Source organism: Sneathiella sp., from assembly GCF_036844445.1.
Classification (GTDB): domain Bacteria; phylum Pseudomonadota; class Alphaproteobacteria; order Sneathiellales; family Sneathiellaceae; genus Sneathiella.
In genome coordinates this window covers 278,720-299,060 of record NZ_DAIUFV010000005.1, presented here as the reverse complement: position 1 = coordinate 299,060, position 20,341 = coordinate 278,720, and the positions used below count along the sequence as shown (strand labels likewise).

At 59.2% G+C, this 20,341-nt stretch carries 17 protein-coding genes and 1 pseudogene; 9 read left to right on the top strand and 9 right to left on the bottom strand.

What is annotated here, in order from left to right:
- Positions 1–53: 53 nt before the first annotated feature.
- Positions 54–980 carry a LysR substrate-binding domain-containing protein gene (locus V7Z56_RS12230; RefSeq protein ID WP_334129781.1) on the bottom strand — a complete coding sequence of 309 codons (927 nt, stop codon included), beginning with the start codon at positions 978–980 and terminating at the stop codon, positions 54–56.
- 169 nt (positions 981–1,149) lie between these two features.
- Positions 1,150–2,274, bottom strand: a complete 1,125-nt coding sequence (locus V7Z56_RS12225) for an aromatic ring-hydroxylating oxygenase subunit alpha (protein WP_334129780.1) — start codon at positions 2,272–2,274, stop codon at positions 1,150–1,152.
- 204 nt (positions 2,275–2,478) lie between these two features.
- Here V7Z56_RS12225 and V7Z56_RS12220 point away from each other — a divergent pair, with 204 nt between their 5' ends.
- Entirely contained in the window at positions 2,479–3,552 is a 1,074-nt protein-coding gene (locus V7Z56_RS12220; RefSeq protein WP_334129779.1) for a tellurite resistance/C4-dicarboxylate transporter family protein, read from the top strand.
- A gap of 1 nt (position 3,553) precedes the next feature.
- Here V7Z56_RS12220 and V7Z56_RS12215 read toward each other — a convergent pair whose 3' ends face one another.
- Together V7Z56_RS12215 and V7Z56_RS12210 are read right to left on the bottom strand one after the other, a co-directional pair.
- On the bottom strand, positions 3,554–3,958 hold the full coding sequence (locus V7Z56_RS12215) for a hypothetical protein (protein ID WP_334129778.1): 405 nt from the start codon (positions 3,956–3,958) through the stop codon (positions 3,554–3,556).
- 85 nt (positions 3,959–4,043) lie between these two features.
- Positions 4,044–5,069, bottom strand: coding sequence for a LysR family transcriptional regulator (locus V7Z56_RS12210; protein WP_334129777.1), 1,026 nt, complete (start codon positions 5,067–5,069; stop codon positions 4,044–4,046).
- Between V7Z56_RS12210 and V7Z56_RS12205 the strand changes: the two genes are divergently transcribed.
- The 6 genes and pseudogenes from V7Z56_RS12205 (at position 5,063) to V7Z56_RS12175 (ending at position 11,196) form a co-directional block, all read left to right on the top strand.
- A complete protein-coding gene (locus V7Z56_RS12205; RefSeq protein ID WP_334129776.1) occupies positions 5,063–6,076 on the top strand; it encodes an HpcH/HpaI aldolase/citrate lyase family protein in 1,014 nt (337 codons plus the stop codon). The two genes, V7Z56_RS12210 and V7Z56_RS12205, sit on opposite strands and share 7 nt — an antisense overlap.
- Before the next feature lie 6 nt (positions 6,077–6,082).
- Positions 6,083–7,295: pseudogene (locus tag V7Z56_RS12195) on the top strand (CaiB/BaiF CoA transferase family protein).
- A 22-nt stretch (positions 7,296–7,317) separates the two neighbouring features.
- Positions 7,318–8,223 (top strand): TauD/TfdA dioxygenase family protein, encoded by a 906-nt coding sequence (locus V7Z56_RS12190; protein ID WP_334129774.1) that lies wholly within the window; start codon positions 7,318–7,320, stop codon positions 8,221–8,223.
- A gap of 63 nt (positions 8,224–8,286) precedes the next feature.
- Entirely contained in the window at positions 8,287–9,333 is a 1,047-nt protein-coding gene (locus V7Z56_RS12185) for a TRAP transporter substrate-binding protein (RefSeq protein ID WP_334129773.1), read from the top strand.
- The gene (locus V7Z56_RS12180) at positions 9,305–9,901 is read left to right on the top strand and encodes a TRAP transporter small permease (RefSeq protein WP_334129772.1); all 597 of its coding nucleotides are present in this window, start codon (positions 9,305–9,307) and stop codon (positions 9,899–9,901) included. The genes V7Z56_RS12185 and V7Z56_RS12180 overlap by 29 nt, the downstream gene beginning before the upstream one ends.
- A complete protein-coding gene (locus V7Z56_RS12175; protein WP_334129793.1) occupies positions 9,901–11,196 on the top strand; it encodes a TRAP transporter large permease in 1,296 nt (431 codons plus the stop codon). Before V7Z56_RS12180 ends, V7Z56_RS12175 begins: the two co-directional genes overlap by 1 nt.
- Positions 11,197–11,276: 80 nt before the next feature.
- On the opposite strand, the gene V7Z56_RS12170 is transcribed toward V7Z56_RS12175, so the two are convergent.
- The 3 genes from V7Z56_RS12170 to V7Z56_RS12160 are packed head-to-tail and all read right to left on the bottom strand — an operon-like array spanning position 11,277 to position 16,742.
- Positions 11,277–14,546 (bottom strand): error-prone DNA polymerase, encoded by a 3,270-nt coding sequence (locus V7Z56_RS12170; RefSeq protein WP_334129771.1) that lies wholly within the window; start codon positions 14,544–14,546, stop codon positions 11,277–11,279.
- Complete coding sequence (locus V7Z56_RS12165) at positions 14,543–16,066, bottom strand: Y-family DNA polymerase (protein ID WP_334129770.1); 1,524 nt, start codon at positions 16,064–16,066, stop codon at positions 14,543–14,545. Before V7Z56_RS12165 ends, V7Z56_RS12170 begins: the two co-directional genes overlap by 4 nt.
- Positions 15,981–16,742: an ImuA family protein gene (locus tag V7Z56_RS12160; RefSeq protein WP_334129769.1), complete on the bottom strand. Its 762-nt coding sequence runs from the start codon at positions 16,740–16,742 to the stop codon at positions 15,981–15,983. The genes V7Z56_RS12165 and V7Z56_RS12160 overlap by 86 nt, the downstream gene beginning before the upstream one ends.
- Before the next feature lie 224 nt (positions 16,743–16,966).
- On the opposite strand from V7Z56_RS12160, the gene V7Z56_RS12155 reads away from it, so the two are divergent.
- Positions 16,967–17,293 carry a cupin domain-containing protein gene (locus V7Z56_RS12155; protein ID WP_334129768.1) on the top strand — a complete coding sequence of 109 codons (327 nt, stop codon included), beginning with the start codon at positions 16,967–16,969 and terminating at the stop codon, positions 17,291–17,293.
- 301 nt (positions 17,294–17,594) lie between these two features.
- Positions 17,595–18,416 carry an IclR family transcriptional regulator gene (locus V7Z56_RS12150; RefSeq protein WP_334129767.1) on the top strand — a complete coding sequence of 274 codons (822 nt, stop codon included), beginning with the start codon at positions 17,595–17,597 and terminating at the stop codon, positions 18,414–18,416.
- A 45-nt stretch (positions 18,417–18,461) separates the two neighbouring features.
- Here V7Z56_RS12150 and V7Z56_RS12145 read toward each other — a convergent pair whose 3' ends face one another.
- The gene (locus tag V7Z56_RS12145) at positions 18,462–19,748 is read right to left on the bottom strand and encodes a TRAP transporter large permease (RefSeq protein WP_334129766.1); all 1,287 of its coding nucleotides are present in this window, start codon (positions 19,746–19,748) and stop codon (positions 18,462–18,464) included.
- Positions 19,745–20,260, bottom strand: coding sequence for a TRAP transporter small permease (locus V7Z56_RS12140; RefSeq protein WP_334129765.1), 516 nt, complete (start codon positions 20,258–20,260; stop codon positions 19,745–19,747). Before V7Z56_RS12140 ends, V7Z56_RS12145 begins: the two co-directional genes overlap by 4 nt.
- Positions 20,261–20,341 lie beyond the last annotated feature (81 nt).

Here is a 20,341-nt window from a genome sequence, read left to right as displayed (position 1 = left end):
TCAAACTTACATTACCGTAAGTACACCTAACATCAAACTATTTCTAGCGGCGCCTAGGAGTAAAGTTCCCACTCCACGTCGCTTTCCTCGGGCGGGTTGCCGGGCGTTGTCTGCGTGAGCCAGTCGAGCAGCCCTTCAATGTTTCGAATGCTCCGGTTCTGCTTGTCGAAAAGCGCGAAAAAGCCGGAGCCGACAACCCTGACGTCGGGACAGAGGGCAACGAGACTGCCTTCCTGAAGCTCCTTCTCGACAAACACGCGGGGCGTGAGGCAGATCCCGACGCCATTCTTTGCCGCTGCAATACTCAGGAAAATATGATCGAAAACCTGGCCTTTCAGCGTTTGGCTCGAGTCGATACCGGCATTGCGGAGCCACGTCGGCCAGGCCGATATCCTGCTTCGGATATGAAGGAGATCATATTTAAGGAGGTCCAGGGGGTGGGTGATGACATTCCCCTGCAAAAGTCCGGGAGAGGCGACCGCGATCGTTTCATCTTCGAGGAGGCGCACGCAAATCATTCCCGGTTGCTTCATCGGATAGCGCCGGATGATAAGGTCATTATTTTCCATTTCACTGCGAAGTTCATCGGTCATGGATGTTTCGATGCGCACTTCAATTTTCGGATAGGTGCGCTGGAATTCTGCGATGCGGGGGATCAGCCATTGCGTTGCAAATGTCGGTGTCGCATTCACCCGCACCCGCTTCAGCGCCCCGGATGTTGAAAGATTTTCTGACGCAACGGCGATGAGATCGAGGCTATGTTTGATATCTTTCAGGTAATTTCGCGCCTTCGGCATCAGCTCCAGACCGTTCCCCTTCTTGCGGAACAGCTTCTGGTTAAAATAATGTTCAAGCACCTTGATTTGCTGGCTTACCGCGCTGTGGCTGACATTGAGTTCCACCGCGGCTCTCGTCACGCTTTCATGCCGGGCGGCAGCTTCAAAAGCCAGTAGCGCCTTCAGCGGCGGAAGTCTTCTCATAGCAAGTCCGTCTGTATTTCTTAAATACCGCGATGTTATCGGCTGGGTGGCGATTTCGCAATCGCGCGCAAATGTTCGCACGCAGAATTTCGAAATCGATCGTCTGCGGCCGACCTCTGCAATCGGGCGGACGTGTCAGCGGGCGGTCGTGAAGCCGGGGCGCACTTGCCTAGCTTCGTTTCTCAAGTTGCCCGGTAAGATTCTGATGAAAATGAACGATTGCTTTCTCATAATGGCCAAAGGTGAAATGGCTGTTGGCTTTGGAGCTGATCCCGGCCTGAATGGTCCGCGCCGCTTCCCGGTCTTCCTCGATGCCGAAGTCCTTGACGAAGAGGGCGTCCCGCTTCGCTGCCTCAAGATCGACCGGCTCACCGTGCGCATCGAGATTGCGGACCCGATAGACGATCGAGTGCGTCTCGGATGGCGAGATCGGTTCCATAATGGTGAGCTGCGTGTGGTTTGAGAGCACCGCCACGTTCGCATTGGGAAAGAGCAAATAGACATCTGCCGTCGTCCCGTTCATGCGGCGTTTCTCGCGCGGAATGTCGCGCAGCTTGTTGATGCGGCGGAACGGGAAAATAATGCGCGAGTTCAGACCGGAAATCTCGACGATATTGGTGTTGTCGAGGCCATATGGATAGAAGCTCCGGTTATGCAGGCTCTTGATGTGATAGCCCTCCATGGAGGTCTCAGCGATCAGCTTCCAGTTCGCCGCATCGCTATATTCATCGGTCGCGAACATATCCTGAAGGGGGCTCAGGATCTCGGGCATCGCATCAAGCGCGCCGTTTGAAACCGGCGTCTCCTGCGTGATGAAGACGAGGCCGCCGCGCTCCTCGGCGGTGACCGGAACGAGCCCGTGGGCTTTCATGTCGATATCGGGAAATCCCTCGCGCCCCGGAATATGCTTCAGATTGCCATCGAGGCCATAGGTCCAGGCATGATAGGGGCAGACGAAGGCGCGGGCGCAGCCGCTCCCCGAGGCCACCGCCATGCCGCGGTGACGGCAGGCGTTGCGAAAGGCGCGGACAACGCCGTCATCCCCGCGCACCGCGACGATCGGCGTCTGGGCCGCCGTGCGGGCAATAAAGGATCCCGCCTCGGGCAGCGCGGCGGACGGGCAGAAGGGCACCGGCAGGCGGCGCAGCAGCTCGATCTCCGCGTTGAAGCGCTCGATTGAGCGGTAATTCTCCACAGGCTCGCGCCAGACGCGCTCTCCCGCATCGGTGGTCTTCGCATCCATATGGGCGAAAATCCGGTCAATGACGTCGGCTTCGTTCATGATCATGGTCATGATTATGCCTCCCTGCTTGTTCCTCGTCCTTGAGGGATGCTAGCTGACCGCGCGCGCTATTGTCCACCCGTATGATTTGAGGAAGTGGTGTGTGATGCAACAGGGGGCGTCTCTGCCTCACATTCTCACAACCGCTAAAAAGCATTCGTTTGACAGCGCGCCCTCAGGTTTTATAAAGGCAACGGACCAACAAGGGGCGAGGCGATGACAAACGCAAGCAACAATCCGGAGGCGGCGCGCCTCGAAACCGGTCTCGCCGATATGTCGCCCGCCAATTTCGGGCTGGTGATGGCCACGGGCATTATTTCCCTCGCCGCGTTCATGATGAAATTTGAAACGCTGGCAACGGGGATGTTCTACCTCAATGTCAGTCAGTATGGCCTGCTCTGCGTTCTCTATTTTCTCCGGGCCTGGCGATATCCGGCGCGGTTCTTTGGTGATATGTTCACCCATCTGACCGGGCCCGGTTATTTTACCGCGGTTGCGGGCACCGGCATCCTTGCCAGCCAGTTTATGATTATACGCGGCGACCTTGTCGGCGGCGGAGTGTTATGGGTGTTCGCGCTCGTGCTGTGGCTGCTCCTGACCTATACCATTTTCGTCACCTTCACCATCACGCCGCGCAAGCCGAGCCTCGACAGGGGTATCAACGGAGGATGGCTCCTGGCTGTGGTCGCGACGCAGTCCCTGTCGGTCTCGAGTGCGGTGCTTGCCGCCGGGATTGACCAGCCCTACCGGCTGGAGCTGAATTTCTTCGCGCTGTCGATGTGGCTATGGGGCGGCATGCTGTATATCTGGATGATGGCGCTGATTTTCTATCGCTACATCTTCTTCAATTTTTCGCCCGCCGACCTCGCGCCTCCCTATTGGATCAATATGGGGGCGATGGCCATTTCAACGCTGGCCGGCTCGCTGCTCATCCTCAACGCGCCGCAAGCGTCCTATCTTGCCTCGCTGCTTCCGTTTCTGAAGGGCTTTACCATTTTCTACTGGGCAACCGGGACGTGGTGGATCCCGATGCTGTTGCTGCTGGCGATCTGGCGCTATGTCTACAAGCGCTTTCCGCTGAATTATGACCCGCTTTACTGGGGCGCGGTGTTTCCCCTCGGCATGTATGCCGCCTGCACCTGGCAGCTTGATCAGGCGATGGAGTTCGGCTTCCTGACCCAGCTGACACACGCTTTCTTTTACATTGCGCTCGCGGCATGGACCGCGACCTTTGCCGGCATGTTATACACTCGCGTCTATCGCCGCGGCCGCGCTGTCATAGGAAAATAGTCTAGGTCGCTTGGCCTTCACTATCGGCCGGTGTTACGGCTTTGCTCCGGGTCATGCGATCCCTTATCCCGACGAGAATTCCCGCGATGCCGAGCAGCGATGTAATGACTAGAGACAATGAAAGCAGGTCAGCGACGGGGGAGCCGGGCCGCGTCACGGCGGCGATGATGCCGAAGGCGATTTGCGAAATCACCAGGAGCGCAACGCCGCGGGCAAGCGGGTGCCGCCGCATCCAGCGCGGTCGACGGGGCGCGCTTGGCGCGGCTCCGCCCGATGGCGCCGCATGGTAGGTCGGGCGCGCATTGGCCGCCTCATAGGCAGACTGCCCCGCCGATGCGGCGGCTGAGGTCGCGGGGCCTGCCATCGGCCCAAGGGTGGCGTGCTTGTTATATTCATCGAGAGACATGTCGTTCTACCACGCTGCGATTATTATGACACTTCTCTACTTTATCATCCGCATAGGCTAACCGCCAATAGCTATTCTGCACGTCCTAGCTATTCAAATGCGACTTCAACCGCGCCTGCACGAGGTCGATACAGCATTGCGCCGCCGGGCTCATATTCCGGCCGCGCAGGAATATAAGACCGACTTGCCGCGTAATCGTCGGCTCAATAAGCCGCAGAACGCGATAGTCGCCACGGGTTTTGGGGACGCTCAGTTGGGGCATAATCGTCACCCCGAGTCCAGCCTCGACCATGCTAAAAATTGTTTGCTGGTGAATGACTTCCAGTCGCGGTACCATCTGAAGCCCTTGCGAATAGAATGCGACCTCGATCATTTTTCGAATGATTGTGCCGCTCGGCATGGCGAGATAAGGATAGGAGGCGAGTTCTTTCAGGGTTACTTCCGTCTGATCCCCGATAGGCAGGTTTTTTGGAACGATGGCGACAATCGGGTCCGACAGGATTTCCTCGAATACCATATCCCCCTGATGCTCGGGCTTGGGTCCAATCGCAAAATCGGCCTCCATGCGACGCAATCGCCCGTACATGATGTCCGGAAAATCTTCATTCAGGTAGAAGCTGATCCCGGGGTAGTTATTCTGAAATTCCGAAATTATCGGCGGCATGAAATGCGTCGATACCGACGGAGAGCAGCTTATCGACACAATACCCTTACTTAACTGAACCTCGTCCTGAAGCTCCTTGATCGCCGTGTCGAGCTCCACGAGTGCAATTTTGCAACGGGCGGCAAGACGAAGCCCTTCGGGGGTCAGGCTGACCTGCCGCGTTGTTCGGTTCACAAGCGGGACGCCAACTTCCTCCTCAAGCTGTTTTATATGGCTGCTGACGACGGATTGAGACCTGTTCAGGCGCTCCGCCACCCGTCGAAAGCTGCCGTGTTCCGCCAAGGCAAGAAACGTCTGTATGCGCCGTAGATTTAAATTGATCATATTTTCAGAACTATTGATCGAATAATTCCGATTGTATTGAATAAAATAATTTGCTGCAATGAATAACAGCGCTGGCCAGTCGGCGTACCGCAGTAAACTTTTCGGAAGGTCGCAGGATGACATCCATCAACATTCAATCTCGTCAGTTTAAGCTCCACCGGTCCGAACTGGCTGTTCCCGCAACCTCGCCGCATTTCTTCGCAAAAGCGGCGACGAGTGGCGCGGACGTCATCTTTCTGGACTTGGAGGACGCCGTTATTCCGGCCAGCAAGGATGAGGCGAGACAAAATGTGATTGACGCGCTCAATGACATTGAGTGGGGCGCCAAAACGATGGTCGTCCGCGTCAACGGTCTCGATACGCCATGGGGGTACAGGGATATCGTCGATGTGGCGGAGCGGTGCCTGAGACTTGACCTGATTATGCTTCCGAAGGCCGGTGGTGCGCGCGACATTGAATTCGTCGATACCCTGCTGAGTGGCATCGAATCCGCGAAACAGCGCAAGCGACGCATCGGTGTTTCGGCATTGATCGAAACGGCCCTCGGCATGGTGAATATTCGCGAAATTGCCACTGCATCCGACCGTCTCGAGGCGTTGATTTTCGGCATTGGCGATTTCGTGGCGAGCATGCAAACGCCGGATCTTACGGTTGGATCATTCAGCCCGGAGTATGCAGTTCTGACCAACCCCGACGCGACCGGCGCCCGGCACAGATATTACAATGATAAATGGCACTACGCGATGATGCGGGTTGCCACCGTGTGCCGCGCCTATGGCATCAGACCCATTGACGGGCCGTACGCGGATTTCAAGGATGCGGAAGGATATCGGGCGGCCGCGCAGCGCGCGCGGGCGCTGGGATTCGATGGGAAATGGGCGATCCATCCGTCACAGATCACGATTGCCAACGAAGTTTTCTCCCCTCTTCCGCAACAGGTCGATTGGGCGAAGCGCGCCGTTTCCCTCGTCAATGCCGCAATTGCCGAAGGTGACGGCGCGGTTGGCGTGGACGGAGAGCTGTTCGATCTCGCGCACCTGAAAATTGCCGAAAATATCATGCGGAAAGTCACCGCGATCACACATAAAAGCGCCGATACGAAGACATCGCCAGAGTTGGATAAGGAATAGAGTAAAATGAAAAACGAGACTGAAAATCTGCCGCTTAAAGGGGTCCGTGTTCTGGAGATTGCGACGTTCATCGCCGCGCCCTTCTGCGGTGCTACATTGAGCGAGTTTGGCGCGGACGTCATTAAGATCGAACTCCCCGGAAAAGGCGATCCGCTCCGGCAGTGGGGAACGATCTCGGAGTGCGGCGACTCGTTGCTTTGGCTCAGCGAGGCGCGAAACAAGAAGTCGATCACACTGGATTTGCGAAAAAAAAGAGGGCGCCGAAGTATTCAAGCAGCTTGTCGCCAAATCCGACGTCGTCATTGAAAACTTCCGCCCCGGAACCCTCGAAGCCTGGGGAATAGGCTATGAGGACTTACGCGAAGTCAATCCGAAGCTCGTCATGCTTCGTGTAAGCGCCTATGGGCAGACGGGTCCATACAGGCGCCGCGTCGGCTACGCCCGCATTGCGCATGCCTTCAGCGGGCTGGCCTACCTTGCGCGGGAGCCGGGCGCGAAGCCGGTCATCCCCGGTTCTACGACGCTTGCGGACTACGTCACCGGCCTGTACGGGGTTGTCGGAGTTCTGCTTGCGCTTCGTCAGCGGGACCAGGCAGGGGAGGGGCAGTATATCGATATCGCGCTATATGAATCCATTTTCAGAATGATGGACGAGATGGTTCCGTCATTCGCGGGAAGCGGTTTCGTGCGTGAACCGATGGGTGCCGACATCATCAACATCGTTCCGCATAGCCACTACGAAACGGCGGACGGGCGTTGGGTCGCCATCGCCTGTTCAAGTGACAGCATGTTCGTCCGCCTCGCCAGAGCGATGGAGCAGCCGGAACTCGCGGATGACCCGCGGTATCAGACAATTCGCCAGAGAGACGCGCATCGCGATGAGGTCAATGCGCTGGTCACGGCATGGACAAAAAGCAAGACGGCCGACGAACTGGTGGATATCTGCGAACGGAACGAGATGGCGATCAGCATCCTCTACAATATCAAGGATATCTTCGACGACCCTCAATACAAAGCACGGGAAAACTACACATCCATAAATGACGAACGCGTTGGCGACTTCTATGTGCCTAACGTCATTCCGAAAATGTCTGGAACGCCAGGTCAGTTGCGGACGCTGGGACCGCGTCTTGGGGAGCACAACAAAGAAGTTTATGAAGGCTTTCTGGGCCTCGGCACGGACGAACTCGCTGAACTGCGAAAGCATAAGGTGATCTAGAGAGCAATCGATTGGAGGAGAAATGAACAATTCAGTGGGAGATCAAATCAACGCTTCAGCCAGGGATGGAGGCTCCGCGGCTATTGCGTTCGTGCCGACTTCCTCCGGCTTCGGGGCGGAATGTATCAATGTGAATCTTGCGCATGAGCTCAACTCTGAAAGGCGGCAGAAAATCTGGCAGGGCGTCCTGAACTACCAGCTTATTTTCTTCCGCAACCAGAAGCTTGAGAAGAAGGACCAGGTGAAATTCGGCGAAAGGTTCGGAGAGTTCGAAATCCCCGTCAACAAAGACTACTGGAGCCCCGATTTTCAGCAGCTTCATGTCGTTTCCAACCGCGACAGCGAAGGTAATCTGGCCTCCGCGAAGGCGATGGAAACGCGGGGTAACTACTTCTGGCATACGGACGCATCCTACATGCAGCGGCCGTCGTCGATAACGATGCTTTATGCACTGGAAGTGCCCGATAGCGGCGGTGATACCAAGTTTGCAAATATGTATGCTGCCTATGACGCGCTTGATGAGGGAATGAAACAGAGGCTCGCTGGACTGCGGGCCGTGCATGACTGGGCACAATCGCGCATCAATTCCGGGAGCCGTCCGGCAACCCAGGAGGAGGAGAAGAAGGCGCCATCAACGTCGCATCCCATTGTGCGCACGCATCCCGAGACGGGGCGCAAGGGCCTCTATATAGGCAATCACACCTCTCATATTGAGGGGATGGATAAGGACGAGGGCAGGAAGCTGCTGGCGGAACTTGTGGAGCACGCGACCCAGCCGCAGTTTGTTTACACGCACAAATGGCGCTCGGGCGACCTTGTGATGTGGGACAATCGTTGCCTCCTGCATAAAGCGTCGGAAGATTACGATATGTCAAAGCAGGCGCGCGTGCTGCATCGGACGGTATTGCAGGGAACTGTACCGGTCTAGATAGATACCGCGCCCGGATCGGGCAGGGTGAAACCTAATAAATACAAAATCAGGGAGAAGAGCATGTTAATTCACTGGAAAGGCCTTTTAAGGACAAAGGCTGGGAGGGCCGCCCTGGCGGGCGCGGGTATGCTGGCGGTGTTCGGTATGGCTGGCAATAGTGTTGCTGCGGAGAAAACGCTGAGATTTGCGGATATCTTTCCGGAGAACCACTATATCACGCAGCATCTCGCGAAGCCGTTCATGGAAAGCGCGGCGCGCCTTTCTGACGAGGCGCTCGGCTTCAGGCACTATCCCGCGGGTCAGTTGGTCAAGTCCAAAGAGGCAATAGACGCCAATCGGAACGGGCTCGCAGATATTACCTCGGTGGTTCCGCTTTACTCTTCCGACCAGCTTCCCTTGTCCGGGGTTATCGGACTTCCGGGCTTTCTGGGCGATGTCGGGAGCTGTACGCGCGCGATCAGCAAAATCACGACTGAACTCCTTGAAGCCGAATACCGAAAAGTCGGTGTCCATCCCTTGTTTGTTGTGTGCACGTCGCCCTATCAGCTTATGACGACAAAAGGTCCCGTCGAAACGCCGGAAGATACCAAGGGATTGAAAATCCGCTCGCCGGGAGGTGTGCAGGAGGTTGTGGTGGACGCCATCGGTTCCGTTCCAGTCAGCATGCCCGCCACCGATATCTACACGGCGCTGCAGCGGGGAACCATCGACGGTGTCTCGGCATCTTTGGATACTCTCAGTCAGTATAGCCTTCAGGATATCGGGAAGTCAGTCACCACCAATGGGCAGTTCGGCTTTGTTTCAATTGCCTACGTTATAAATGAAAAACTTTGGTCCGGACTTGGAGCGGAACAGCAAAAACTGCTGAGCGATGCTGCCTCGGAAGCCGTCAACGGATATCTCGAATGGGCGAAGGACTCGGAAGACAGTCTTGTCGCGGACTGGAAAGCCAAAGGCGTCACTCTCTATGAAATTCCAGAAAATGTTCAGTCCGCATGGGCGCCGAAGTTTGCGGCTACGGGTTCGGACTGGGTCAAGCGCATGGAGGCCAGAAACTTAAACGCACAGGAAGTGCTGGATGCGTGGTCCAAATATGTGGCGGAATAGAAGTTCCGTAGCGGATATGTCTGATGGTTCTGTTCTTGGAACCATCAGTCGCTATTTGACGGGCGTCGAGCGGGTGCTGATCGCCATTTCATCGATGACGCTTTTCATCATGATGTGGCTCATGGTGTGTGACGCGCTGGGACGGTACCTCTTCGCGCATCCCATTCTGGGAACGATCGAAGTAACGGAGATGTATCTCCTCGGCGTCCTCGCATTTTTCCCGCTCGCGAGCTTGTACAATCATGATGAGCATGTCGCCATTGCGTCGTTCCAGGCCAGGTTCTCGCCGGGCGTGAAGCTGGTTTTCGATCTATTCAATTCTGTCATGGCGCTGATCGTGTTTGGCGTGATCTGTTTCAAAAGTACGCAGATGTCACTACAGAATTTTATTGATGATCGGGAAACATCGGGCCTCATCATGCTGCCGATTTGGTGGGGATGGGCGATCGCCGGAATAGGGAGTGGCGCGCTATGCCTGCGGATAATCGTCAAAACGCTGGAGAAGCTGCCCTTTTTCACCCCGCGTGAAGGGAGGAATGTCGCCGCCGAAACGGGAGGTCGGAATTGATGGAGATTGGCATTCCCGCGGTGATGTTGGGGTATTTTCTTATTTCCGGGGCGCCGATCGCGTTTGCATTGGCGATCTGCGGCGGAATCGGACTTCTGATTGCGCTGGGACCGAACGCGGCATTGTCTGTTTTGCAGACAACCCCGTATAATTCGACAACACATTACGTCCTCGCCACTATCCCGATGTTTATCTTGATGGCGGAATTTGTCTCCGAAAGCAAATTCTCGGAAAGCGTATTCAAGCTCCTGTTTGCTGTCGTGGGGCGGGTCAAGGGTAGTCTCGCGGTCGCGACGGTCCTCGCAGGCGCTTTGCTCGGGACAATGTCCGGTTCCAGCCTCGCGGCAACTGCGCTGATGGCGCGCGTCAGCGTTCCGGAAATGAGACGGTTTGGCTACAGTGAAAAACTCGCGCTCGGGTCGGTGTCTATGGCTGGGACCTTGGCCGTGCTTATCCCGCCAAGTATCCCGCTCGTTATCTACGGCGTTATAACCAGCACCTCGATCGGCAAGCTGCTTGTTGCCGGAATTATCCCCGGGGTTCTTACTGCCACGCTGTATTGCATGGTGTGCCTCATATGGGGACGGCGGACGCAGGCGGTGCTGCACACGTCAGGAAGCGAGCGGGTGAATCTGGCGAGCAAGCTAAAGCTGACCTGGGAAGTATCCCCCATGGTGGTGCTGATGGCCATCATCCTCGGCGGTCTCTATTCGGGGGTAGTGACGGCGACGGAGGTGGCGGCATTGGGCTCGGCGGGCGCCTTCATCATCGGCATTCTCCATCGGCGCTTGAACGTCCCGCGGATCCAGGCGGCGCTTCGGCAAACCGCTAAAACAACTGCAATGCTCTTCATCATTGTCGTGGCGGCGATGATATTCGGCGTTTATCTGTCGGCAACGCAGATCACGGATGCTTTGATTGCTCTGGCGAACAATCAGCAGAGCGCTGGGATCTACATTATAATTTTCATTGTAGTTGTATATCTTATCCTGGGCTGCTTTCTCGATCAGCTGGCGATCCTGTTTCTGACCCTTCCGATGTCATTCCCGCTTGTTATATCGCTCGGATACGACCCTATATGGTTCGGCATTATCGTTACGAAGACGGTCGAGATCGGACTTGTGACGCCGCCGCTCGGCATGAATGTCTTTGTGGCGGCGTCGTCGGCCAAAGGGAAGCTCGGTGATGCGTTCGGGGGCGTTCTGCCCTTTCTGGTCATCGAATTTCTTTTGCTGATCCTGTTCTTTGTCTTTCCTGAGATCATTACATGGCTGCCAAGCAAGATGTCGCAGTGAACGGCGCCCGCGCTTTCAGGCGATAACAAGCTCTGGGAGGGAGCGCTCGTCGCTCGGGCGCCCCCTCCCGTGCGCTGCCCTTACCTGAAGTCGCGGGTCTTCACCCGTATAGCGGTGGCGGATGGCGCGAGGGGCGGCAGCGGGGCGGCTTGCCGCTGTTTCCGTTTTTCACTTCGCGAATCCGGCGGCGGCATGCCGTGGCGGAACTCATCGCCCCGGCTGTGGAGACAGGGGAAGACCGCATCCCGCTCCCCGATGCTGGCAAGGTCGCGGGAGAGATCGTCGATGTGGTCGGCGACAAGATGCACCACCTCGCCCTCGCGCTGGATGCGTCCCCGGATGGCGAGCATGCTGGCGGAAAGGATGGTCCGGCGGAACTTTTCGAACGTCCCTGTCCAGATGACGGCATTGGCGATCCCCGTTTCATCCTCGATCGTGATAAAGAGGACGCCTTTCGCCGATCCCGGCCTTTGGCGGACGAGCACGATGCCCGCCGCCGTAAGCTTTTGCCCATCGCGGGCGCGCATGGCCTCAGTGCAAGAGACGATGCGGCGCGCGGCAAGATCGGTGCGCAAAAAGGCGACTGGATGCTCCCGCAGCGTGAGGCCGATACGGCTGTAGTCCTTGACCACCTCGCTTCCCGCCGTCATGGGGCGAAGGACAACGGGCGGTTCGTCATTCTCCGCGACGGTCACGCCGGCTCGCGCCGAGGCGGCCGCAAAGAGCGGCAGTTCCTCATCCCGCAGGGCGCGGATCTCCCAGAGCGCCTCCCGTCGGGCAAGGCCGAAGGCGGGGCGGAAGGCATCCGCTTCGGCAATATGGACAAGGGCGGCGACGGGCACGCCGGCCCGACGCCAGAGATCCTCGATGGAGGTAAAGGGCCGCGCCTCGCGGGCAGCGATGATGGCGGCAGCATGGGCATTGGCAAGCCCCTTCACCATGCGAAGGCCGAGCCGGACGGCAAAGCGCCCTTCCGTTGCCGTCGTCTCCAGCGTGCAATCCCAGCGCGAGGCATTGACGCAGACTGGCCGCACCTCGACCCCGTGATTGCGGGCATCGCGGACGATCTGGGCGGGGGCATAAAAGCCCATCGGCTGGGAATTCAGCAGCGCCGCGCAGAAAACATCGGGGTGCCAGCATTTGAGCCAGGCCGAGGCATAGGCGATCAGCGCAAAGCTTGCGGCGTGGCTCTCCGGGAAGCCGTAGGAGCCGAAGCCTTCCAGCTGGCGGACGGTGCGCTCGGCAAATTCTCTTTCATAGCCGCGCGCCACCATGCCGGAGATCAGCTTGTCGCGGAATTTTGAGACCCCGCCGGTGTGCTTGAAGGTGGCCATGCTTTTCCGCAGCATGTCGGCCTCGCCCGGGGTGAAGCCGGCGCATTCGATGGCAACCCGCATCGCCTGCTCCTGAAAAAGCGGCACGCCCAGCGTCTTGCCAAGCACTCTCCGGAGTTCCGGCGTCGGATAGTCGATTTTCTCCAGCCCTGCCCGGCGGCGGAGATAGGGATGCACCATGTCGCCCTGGATCGGGCCCGGCCGGACGATCGCCACCTGAATGACGAGGTCGTAGAAGGTTCTCGGCTTCAGGCGCGGCAGCATCGACATTTGCGCCCGGCTCTCGATCTGGAAGGTGCCGAGCGTGTCGGCCTTGCAGATCATCGCGTAGGTTGCCGGATCTTCGGCCGGGATACGCGCAAGATCAAGGGATATGCCCTTATGCTCGGCGAGGAGGTCGAAGCCCCGGCGCATGCAGCTCAGCATCCCGAGTCCGAGAATGTCCACCTTCATGAAGCGGAGCGCGTCGATATCGTCCTTGTCCCATTCGATGACCTGCCGGTTTGCCATGGCGGCGGGCTCGATGGGGACGAGATCATCGAGCCGGTCATGGGTGAGGACGAACCCACCCGGATGCTGCGAGAGATGCCGCGGCGCCCCGCGAAGCTCCGCCGCCAGTTCCAGCGTGAGCCGGAGGCGCCGGTCCGCGGGGTTGAGGTTGATCTCGCGAAGCTGCTCGTCGGAGACGCCGGCCGTCCAGCCTGAAAGCTGGCCGGACAGGGTCTCTATCAGATCTTCCGGCAGGCCCATCGCCTTGCCGACATCCCGGAGCGCGCCCTTTGAGCGATAGCGGATGACCGTCGCGGTCAGCGCGGCGTGGTCGCGGCCGTAATGCTCATAGACCCACTGGATCACCTCTTCGCGCCGCTCATGCTCGAAATCGACGTCGATATCGGGCGGCTCCCGCCGCTCCTCGGAAATGAAGCGCTCGAACAGCAGGTCGTTGCGGCCGGGATCGATGGCGGTGATGCCAAGCACGTAGCAGACGGCGGAGTTGGCGGCCGATCCTCGCCCTTGGCAGAGAATCCCTTGCGCGCGGGCGTAGCGGACAATGTTATGGACGGTGAGGAAATAGGGCGCGTAATCGAGCTTCTCGATCAGGGCGAGTTCATGGCGCAAGGTGGTTTTCACCTCATCCGGCACGCCTTCCGGGTAGCGTATCGCGGCGCCCTCCCATGTCAGGCGGGTCAGCGTCTCCTGCGGCGTTAGTGAGGGATCGGTACGCTCTTCCGGATACTGGTAGCGCAGCTCGTCGAGCGAAAACCGGCAGCGATCGGCAATCTCCTGCGTCCGGGCCAGCGCCTCGGGCCAGCGGGCGAACAGCCGGTGCATCTCGGCAGGTGGCTTGAGATAGCGGTCGGCATGGCGCTCGCGCCGGTAGCCGAGGGCCTCGACGGCGGTGTTGTGGCGGATCGCGGTCACCACATCCTGCAGCAGGCGACGGCGGGACTCATGATAGAGCACGTCATTGGTGACTACGGTCGGCACGCGGACCTTCAGCGCAAGCTGTGAGAGTTCCCAAAGCCGCATCTGATCGTTGGGTCGCCGCCGCAGGCTGAGCGCGAGATAGGCGCGGTCCTGAAACGCATCGCGCAGGCGGCGAAGCCGCAGGGCCGTGGTATCATCGGCAAGATCCGGCACCAGCACTGCGATCAGCCCCTCGCCATAAGCCACGAGATCCGCCCATTCGAGATGGCATTTTCCCTTGCCGGCCCGGCCTTTGCCAAGAGTCAGCAGGCGGCAGAGTCGGGACCAGGCGGCGCGATCCGTCGGATAGACCAGCACCGACATGCCGCAGGCAAGATCGAGACGGCAGCCGACGATCAGACGGACGCCGGTCGCCTTCGCGGCCTCATGCGCGCGCACGATCCCGGCAAGCGAGTTGCGATCGGTCACCGCCAGCGCCTCGATCCCGAGGGCGGCGGCGGTGGTGAACAGCTCCTCCGCTGACGACGCGCCGCGGAGAAAGGAGAAATGCGTCGTTACCTGCAGTTCGGCATAGCGCGGGCCGCTCATCCGAAGACCCCGTGCAGAAACCAGCGCTGCGAGCCCGTCGCCGGATCCTCCCCGTCGCCCGCGTGGAAGATCCAGTAACGCTCGCCGGTCTCGTCCTCGATGCGGAAATAGTCGCGTACCGCCACCAGTTCCGCATCGCGCTTCCACCATTCGCCAAAGACGCGCTCCGGCCCGTCGGCCCGGACAACCCGGCGGCGCACCCCGCGCCAGGATATCCAGACCGGCGCATGGTCAGGCAGCAGCGCCATGGTCTCGATCGGCTCGGGCCGGGGCAGCAGGCGCGAGGGGCGCGGCCAGTGATCGGGCCAGCCGGCTCCGGTATCTTCCGACAACGCCGGCACGCGGCAGACCGAACGCTCCGGCACATCGCTCGCAACCGGGGCGAAGCGATAGACCGCCCGAGCGCCGACCCGGTTGACGAGGGTATCAATCAGGCCGGAGAGGTCGGGCTCGGGCGTCTCGACTAGCGCGCTTGCCGTCTGCCGGGCGGGAAGCGGCTCCGTCACGGTTGCGATGAGCGACATCACCTCGATGCCGAAGCCGGGATCGATGCTTTCGATTTTGTCGCGGAGCAGGCGGGTGAGCCGCTTCGCATCGCGCACCGGGCGGGCGAGGCCGATGCGCACCGGCTCAACGTTGTCATCGACCCGCCGGCAAAGGAGATCGAGCCGCCGCGCGCCGACGCCCTGTTCCTCCAGCCTGACGCACAGCGCTTCGACCAGCTTGCCGATGTAGCGGGCAATGGTCTCGGCCGCGGCAATGGGCTCGGCGAAGCTCCGTCGCGTCTCGATCATCTCCGCCGGACGGTAGAGGGTGATGGGCTCCGCGATGGCGCCAAACGCCTGATCGAGGCGGCGGCAGACTTCCGGCCCGAAGCGGCGGGTGAGCGGCGCGCGCGGCGCGCTTGCGATATCGCCGATGGAGACAAGGCCAAGGTCGCGCAAGGCCGCGGCGGTTGTCGCCTGCAGCCGCAGCGCCTCAAGCGGCAGGGGCGAGAGCAGCTCGGCTGTTTTTCCGGCCGGGCCAATCAGCACCGGATCGGCCCGGTAACGCGCGAGCGCATGCGCCGCACCCCAGCTGTCGGCAATGGCGGCGCGGGCGGTTATCCCTGAGAGGGCAAGCCGGCCGATCAGCGCATCCAACATGGCCGCCTCTCCGCCATGGAGATGGTCCGCACCGGTTGAATCGATGACGATACCGTCCGGTGGATCAACGGCGACAATCGGGCTGAAACGCTGCAAAATCCAGAGCGCGAGACGCTCCAGCGCGGCCGCATCGGCCGCGGGATCGGCCGGCATAATAGTGAGCCCCGACACCAGCGCTTCGGCCTGGCTGACCGGCATCCCGACCCGCAGGCCGAGCGCGGATGCCGTCTCATCCACCGCCGTCACAATCCGGCGGTTTCCCTGTCTTGCGGTAAGGATCAGCGGCGCCTCAAGCGGTGGCGCCATGGCGCCAGCTGTCCGGCGCAACCGATCCACCGGCCAGTTCGGCAGGAAGACCGAGATGACCCGTCTCATCGCATGCCTCCAGTTCAATTTCGAAAGATTCGCCGGCCCGGGCGCGGACTAGCTCGACCCGCCAGTGCGCCCGCCCCACCCCCGGCACCGGCAGGGGGCGGGATGGTAAGGCAGTAACGCGCCAGCGCGTCATGGCCGCCGTCGGCTGCCCGAAGTCGCTGGCATCGGCAGGCCGTCGCCAGCGCCGGAGCGCAAGGGCCGTGGTGCCGCTTTCCTTGGCGGCAAGATGCAGCCGGCGCGAGGCCGTCATCGGCAGGCGGGCAATATCGGCAACGACCACACCAAGCCCGCCATGGCGCAGACCCTCCTCCATGCAGGCGAGAATGGATTTTTCATCCCCCGCCTCGACATGGATGACTCGGTCCGGCGACAGCCCGGCCTGCTCAAGCCCGGGGGCGAATAGATCCTGCTGCGTGACGCACCACAAGACCTTGCCGGGGATCCGCGCCGCGATCCCGGCGACGAAGCAGGCTGCCGCCGCGCCATCCACCGTGCCATTGCCGCCGTCCGCCACCTCATGCAGGCAGCCAAGCGCAAGCCCGCCTCCCGGCAGCCTGTGATCGAGCGGCGGAATGCCGAAGGGCAGCATTTTCCGCCCCGGCACAAGATGTCCCTCAAGCCGCGCGATCCGCTCGCGCAGGGCCCTGATGGTCGGATTGCAGTCGTGCTTATTCATACGCCAGTTTTCATCCCGAGGGTTGCCGTTTCATGTGGCTCGCTAGTATGTTCCCTGTTTGTTCCTATTTCAAATCAGAGTCAATCTGATTCCTGAAGGACAAACGGCGGCGGCTTGTAAGCGCTTAAAAATGCGGCTTTCGGTGTGTAAGCAAATTTCTGTGATATAGTCTCCTTCAGGTGACGGTGAGACAGACGGGATTCACGCGAGGGAGGAAAGCGGATATGGCATTGAAGCGCGCGAAAGCGGGAGAGGTGGTGGATTTACGGCCCCTCGGAAGTCAGTTGAAAGCTGCAAAAACCACGGCGATTATCAAGGAAGAGAGCTTCGAGACGGTCAGACTGATCGTTCGGGCCGGCCAGGTAATTCCGCCCCATCAGGTGGCTGGCAATATCACCCTGCACTGCCTTGAAGGGCGGGTTGTGCTGGGGTTGACGGACGCGGAGGTTGAATTATCAGTGGGAGACTGGATCTACCTTGATGGCGGCGAGGCGCATTCCGTGACAGGACTTGAGGATTCGTCGCTTCTGCTCACAATCCTGTTTAAATAGAGCGGCCCCCGAACGGGAACTCGCTCTTAAGAGGAAGCGCACGGGGCTGGAGTAGCCTTGAATCAGGGGTGAGACGACATCGCTTGTCGTGCGGAATGGATCCTGCGGAAGAGCCTCCTGCGTCTGATTATGAGATACCGCGAGCGGAAAAGAGAGGGGCTGTCCTGGAAAAAGTCGGGAAACGGAAAACGGCTGCACTTTTGCCGTCAGAACAGCACGGAAAAGCGCAATTTATCTGACAAAACAGCGACATCCTGATAGGATAGACTCGTTCGAAACCGCAACAGGAAAGAGCATATTTGTGGCTGCATCTTCTAAGTCAAAATCCAAGGCGGCGAAATCGTCTTCCACGTACCAGGGGCCACGCTCCACGCTTCGGACGTTACAGTTAATCGAAAGGATTGCCGCCCAGCCGGAGGCCACCACGCTTGCCCAGCTCAGTCAGGATCTGGAAATGCCGAAGAGCAGCCTGCTCGGCCTGCTGCGCGCGCTCACCCAGAACAAATACCTGCAGCATGAATCCAACAACTATGCGTTGGGGCCTTCGGCGCACCGGCTGGCAATGGCAATCATCCCGAACTTGTCGCTTCCGCAGGTTGCAAGACCCATCATGCGCGATCTTGCGGTCGAGACGGGCGAGACGGTCGTTCTTTCGGTGCTGGATGCTGAACTCCGGCGCGTCGTCTATGTCGACAAGGCGGAAAGCGCAAGCGCCATACGCTACACCGTGCCGATCGGAACAAGCCGACCGCTTTACTGCAGTGCCGCCGGGCGTATCCTGCTGGCTTTCCAGTCGCCGCAATGGATTTTGAATTATCTTTCCACCGCGCCCTTTGCGAAACTGACGGACAATACCGTTACCGATGTCGAGGAGCTCAGATCCATCATCATGCGCGTGAAGAAAGATGGCTACGCGACAACTTTTGGCGAAACATCCGACGATGTTGCCGGTTTCTCCGCCGCGGTATTTGACATTGATCTTGAAATCGCCTTTGCCCTGAATATCGGGGCGCCGATAGAGCGCGGGCGAAAAAATGCGCCCCTCTATATCGATGCCGTCAGAACGGCCGCAGAGAAGCTTTCGCTCCGTCTGGGCTCGATCAATATAAACAAGGATACCTAGAAGATTTCAGCGGGGCCCGTGCGGCGCGCTGTCCCGCCTCATCCCCTAATACATCTGATTTGGCAACCAGAGAGTGAGCGCAGGGATCAGCAGCAGAATCACGATGGCGATAATATGCGTAATGACATGGGGGAATGCGCCCATGAACACGTCCCACAATGGCGTGCCCGAATATTTTGCCACGACAAAGCAATTCAGGCCAAACGGCGGCGTGACCATGCCGATTTCGGCGCAGATGATGATGATAACGCCGAGCCAGACGAGATCGAACCCGAGGGATGCCGCAAGCGGCGCGACGATCGGCACGGTCAGGACGAGGATTGCCATCTGATCCAGAAAGCAGCCAAGCGCGATATAGATACAGACCAGAATAGCGAGGATCATCCACGGATCAAGCGGCAGACCCCCGACCCAGGCGACCAGGCTCTGGGTGGTCTGCGTGAGCGCAAAGAAGACGGAGAAAACATGCGCGCCGAACATGATGATGGCGAGCATGCAGGTGGTTTTTACGGATCGGGAAATGAGCAGAAAGACTTCCTGCGCGCTGCGCTTTCCTCTTGCGAAATAGATGATCCCCGCGAACAGGGCGCCGAGTGCCGAGGCTTCCGTCGGGGTCGCGATGCCGGTATAGATCACTCCCGTCACCGAGAAGAAGAGGAGGAGAACCGGGCCGACGGAGCGAAGCGTCGCCAGCTTGTCCCGGAGCGCGACCTTCTCGCCAAGCGGGGCGCGTTTCGGATCCTGCCAGGCGAGGAAATAGGTCGTCACCATGATCGTCAGCATGATCAGGATGCCTGGGCCGACACCGGCGATCAGCAATTTTGCGATATTGACGTTGGCGAGAAGCCCATAGACGACCATCGCGATGCTTGGCGGGATCACCATGGCGAGCGTGCCGGAAATCGCGACGACGCCGGAGGCCATGCGGGGCTCATAGCCGCGTTTGCTCATGGCCGGCAGAGACGTTGCCGAAAGCGTCGCAGCGGCCGCCGTTGACGATCCGCAGATGGCGCCGAAGCCCGCACCGGCGAGCGCGGTTGCCATGCCGAGGCCGCCGCGCAAACGACCGAACCAGGCGGCCGCGGAGTTGAAGAGATCATCTGCAATGCCTGAGCGCAGCACGAACTCCGCCATCAGGAGAAACATCGGAATCGTGATGAATTCGAACGTCATCGCCGTATCTCGCGGCATGCTGGAGAGGATCGCAACAGCCGCCGAAGAGCCGCCGACCCAGTAGAGACCGATCATGCCGGAAACGATCAGCGCAAAACCGATGGGCGCGCCGAAAACAAGCAAAGCTAACAGGAGAAGCGAAATTACGGTGGCAATCATTCGACTGACCCTTCCTCCAGACAGACATGTTCGTCCCGTCTGAATCTAACTAACATGTACAGATGATGAAGGAGCCGCAGGACCAGTATTCCGGCGCCGATTGCGATGGGCAGATAGGAGAGCCAGCCCGGCCACATGATGTATCCCGGCAGGAATTCGTTGCGATGAAATCCCTCCATGCCACTTGAAAAGGCGCCATAGGCGATGATCAGAAAGGCTATGGCGGCAAGGGCCGTTCCGATGAATTCGGAAATGGCCTTTACCCTTTGGGGGAGGTGAGTGCTGATAAGCGTTATGCGGATGTGATCACCTGAGCGATAGGTCGCGGACAGCGCGAGATAAATCAGCGTGCTCATGATATAGTATGTGGCGAGATCGGCGGCCCACTGAATTGGGGAATTCAGGCTGTATCGGAGTATGGCGTCAAAGCTGATGATAATCATCAGGACTATCATCGCAATGACGGTGATCGCCAAAGCTATATATTCCAGACGCCGGATGATTGCTTCCATGTGTTTTTTCCCCCTGTTACCCGCAAAGAAACGCTAAGCGACTGTGAAGCACATGTCTTTTTGTTTTGTGTTCCTTCGAAA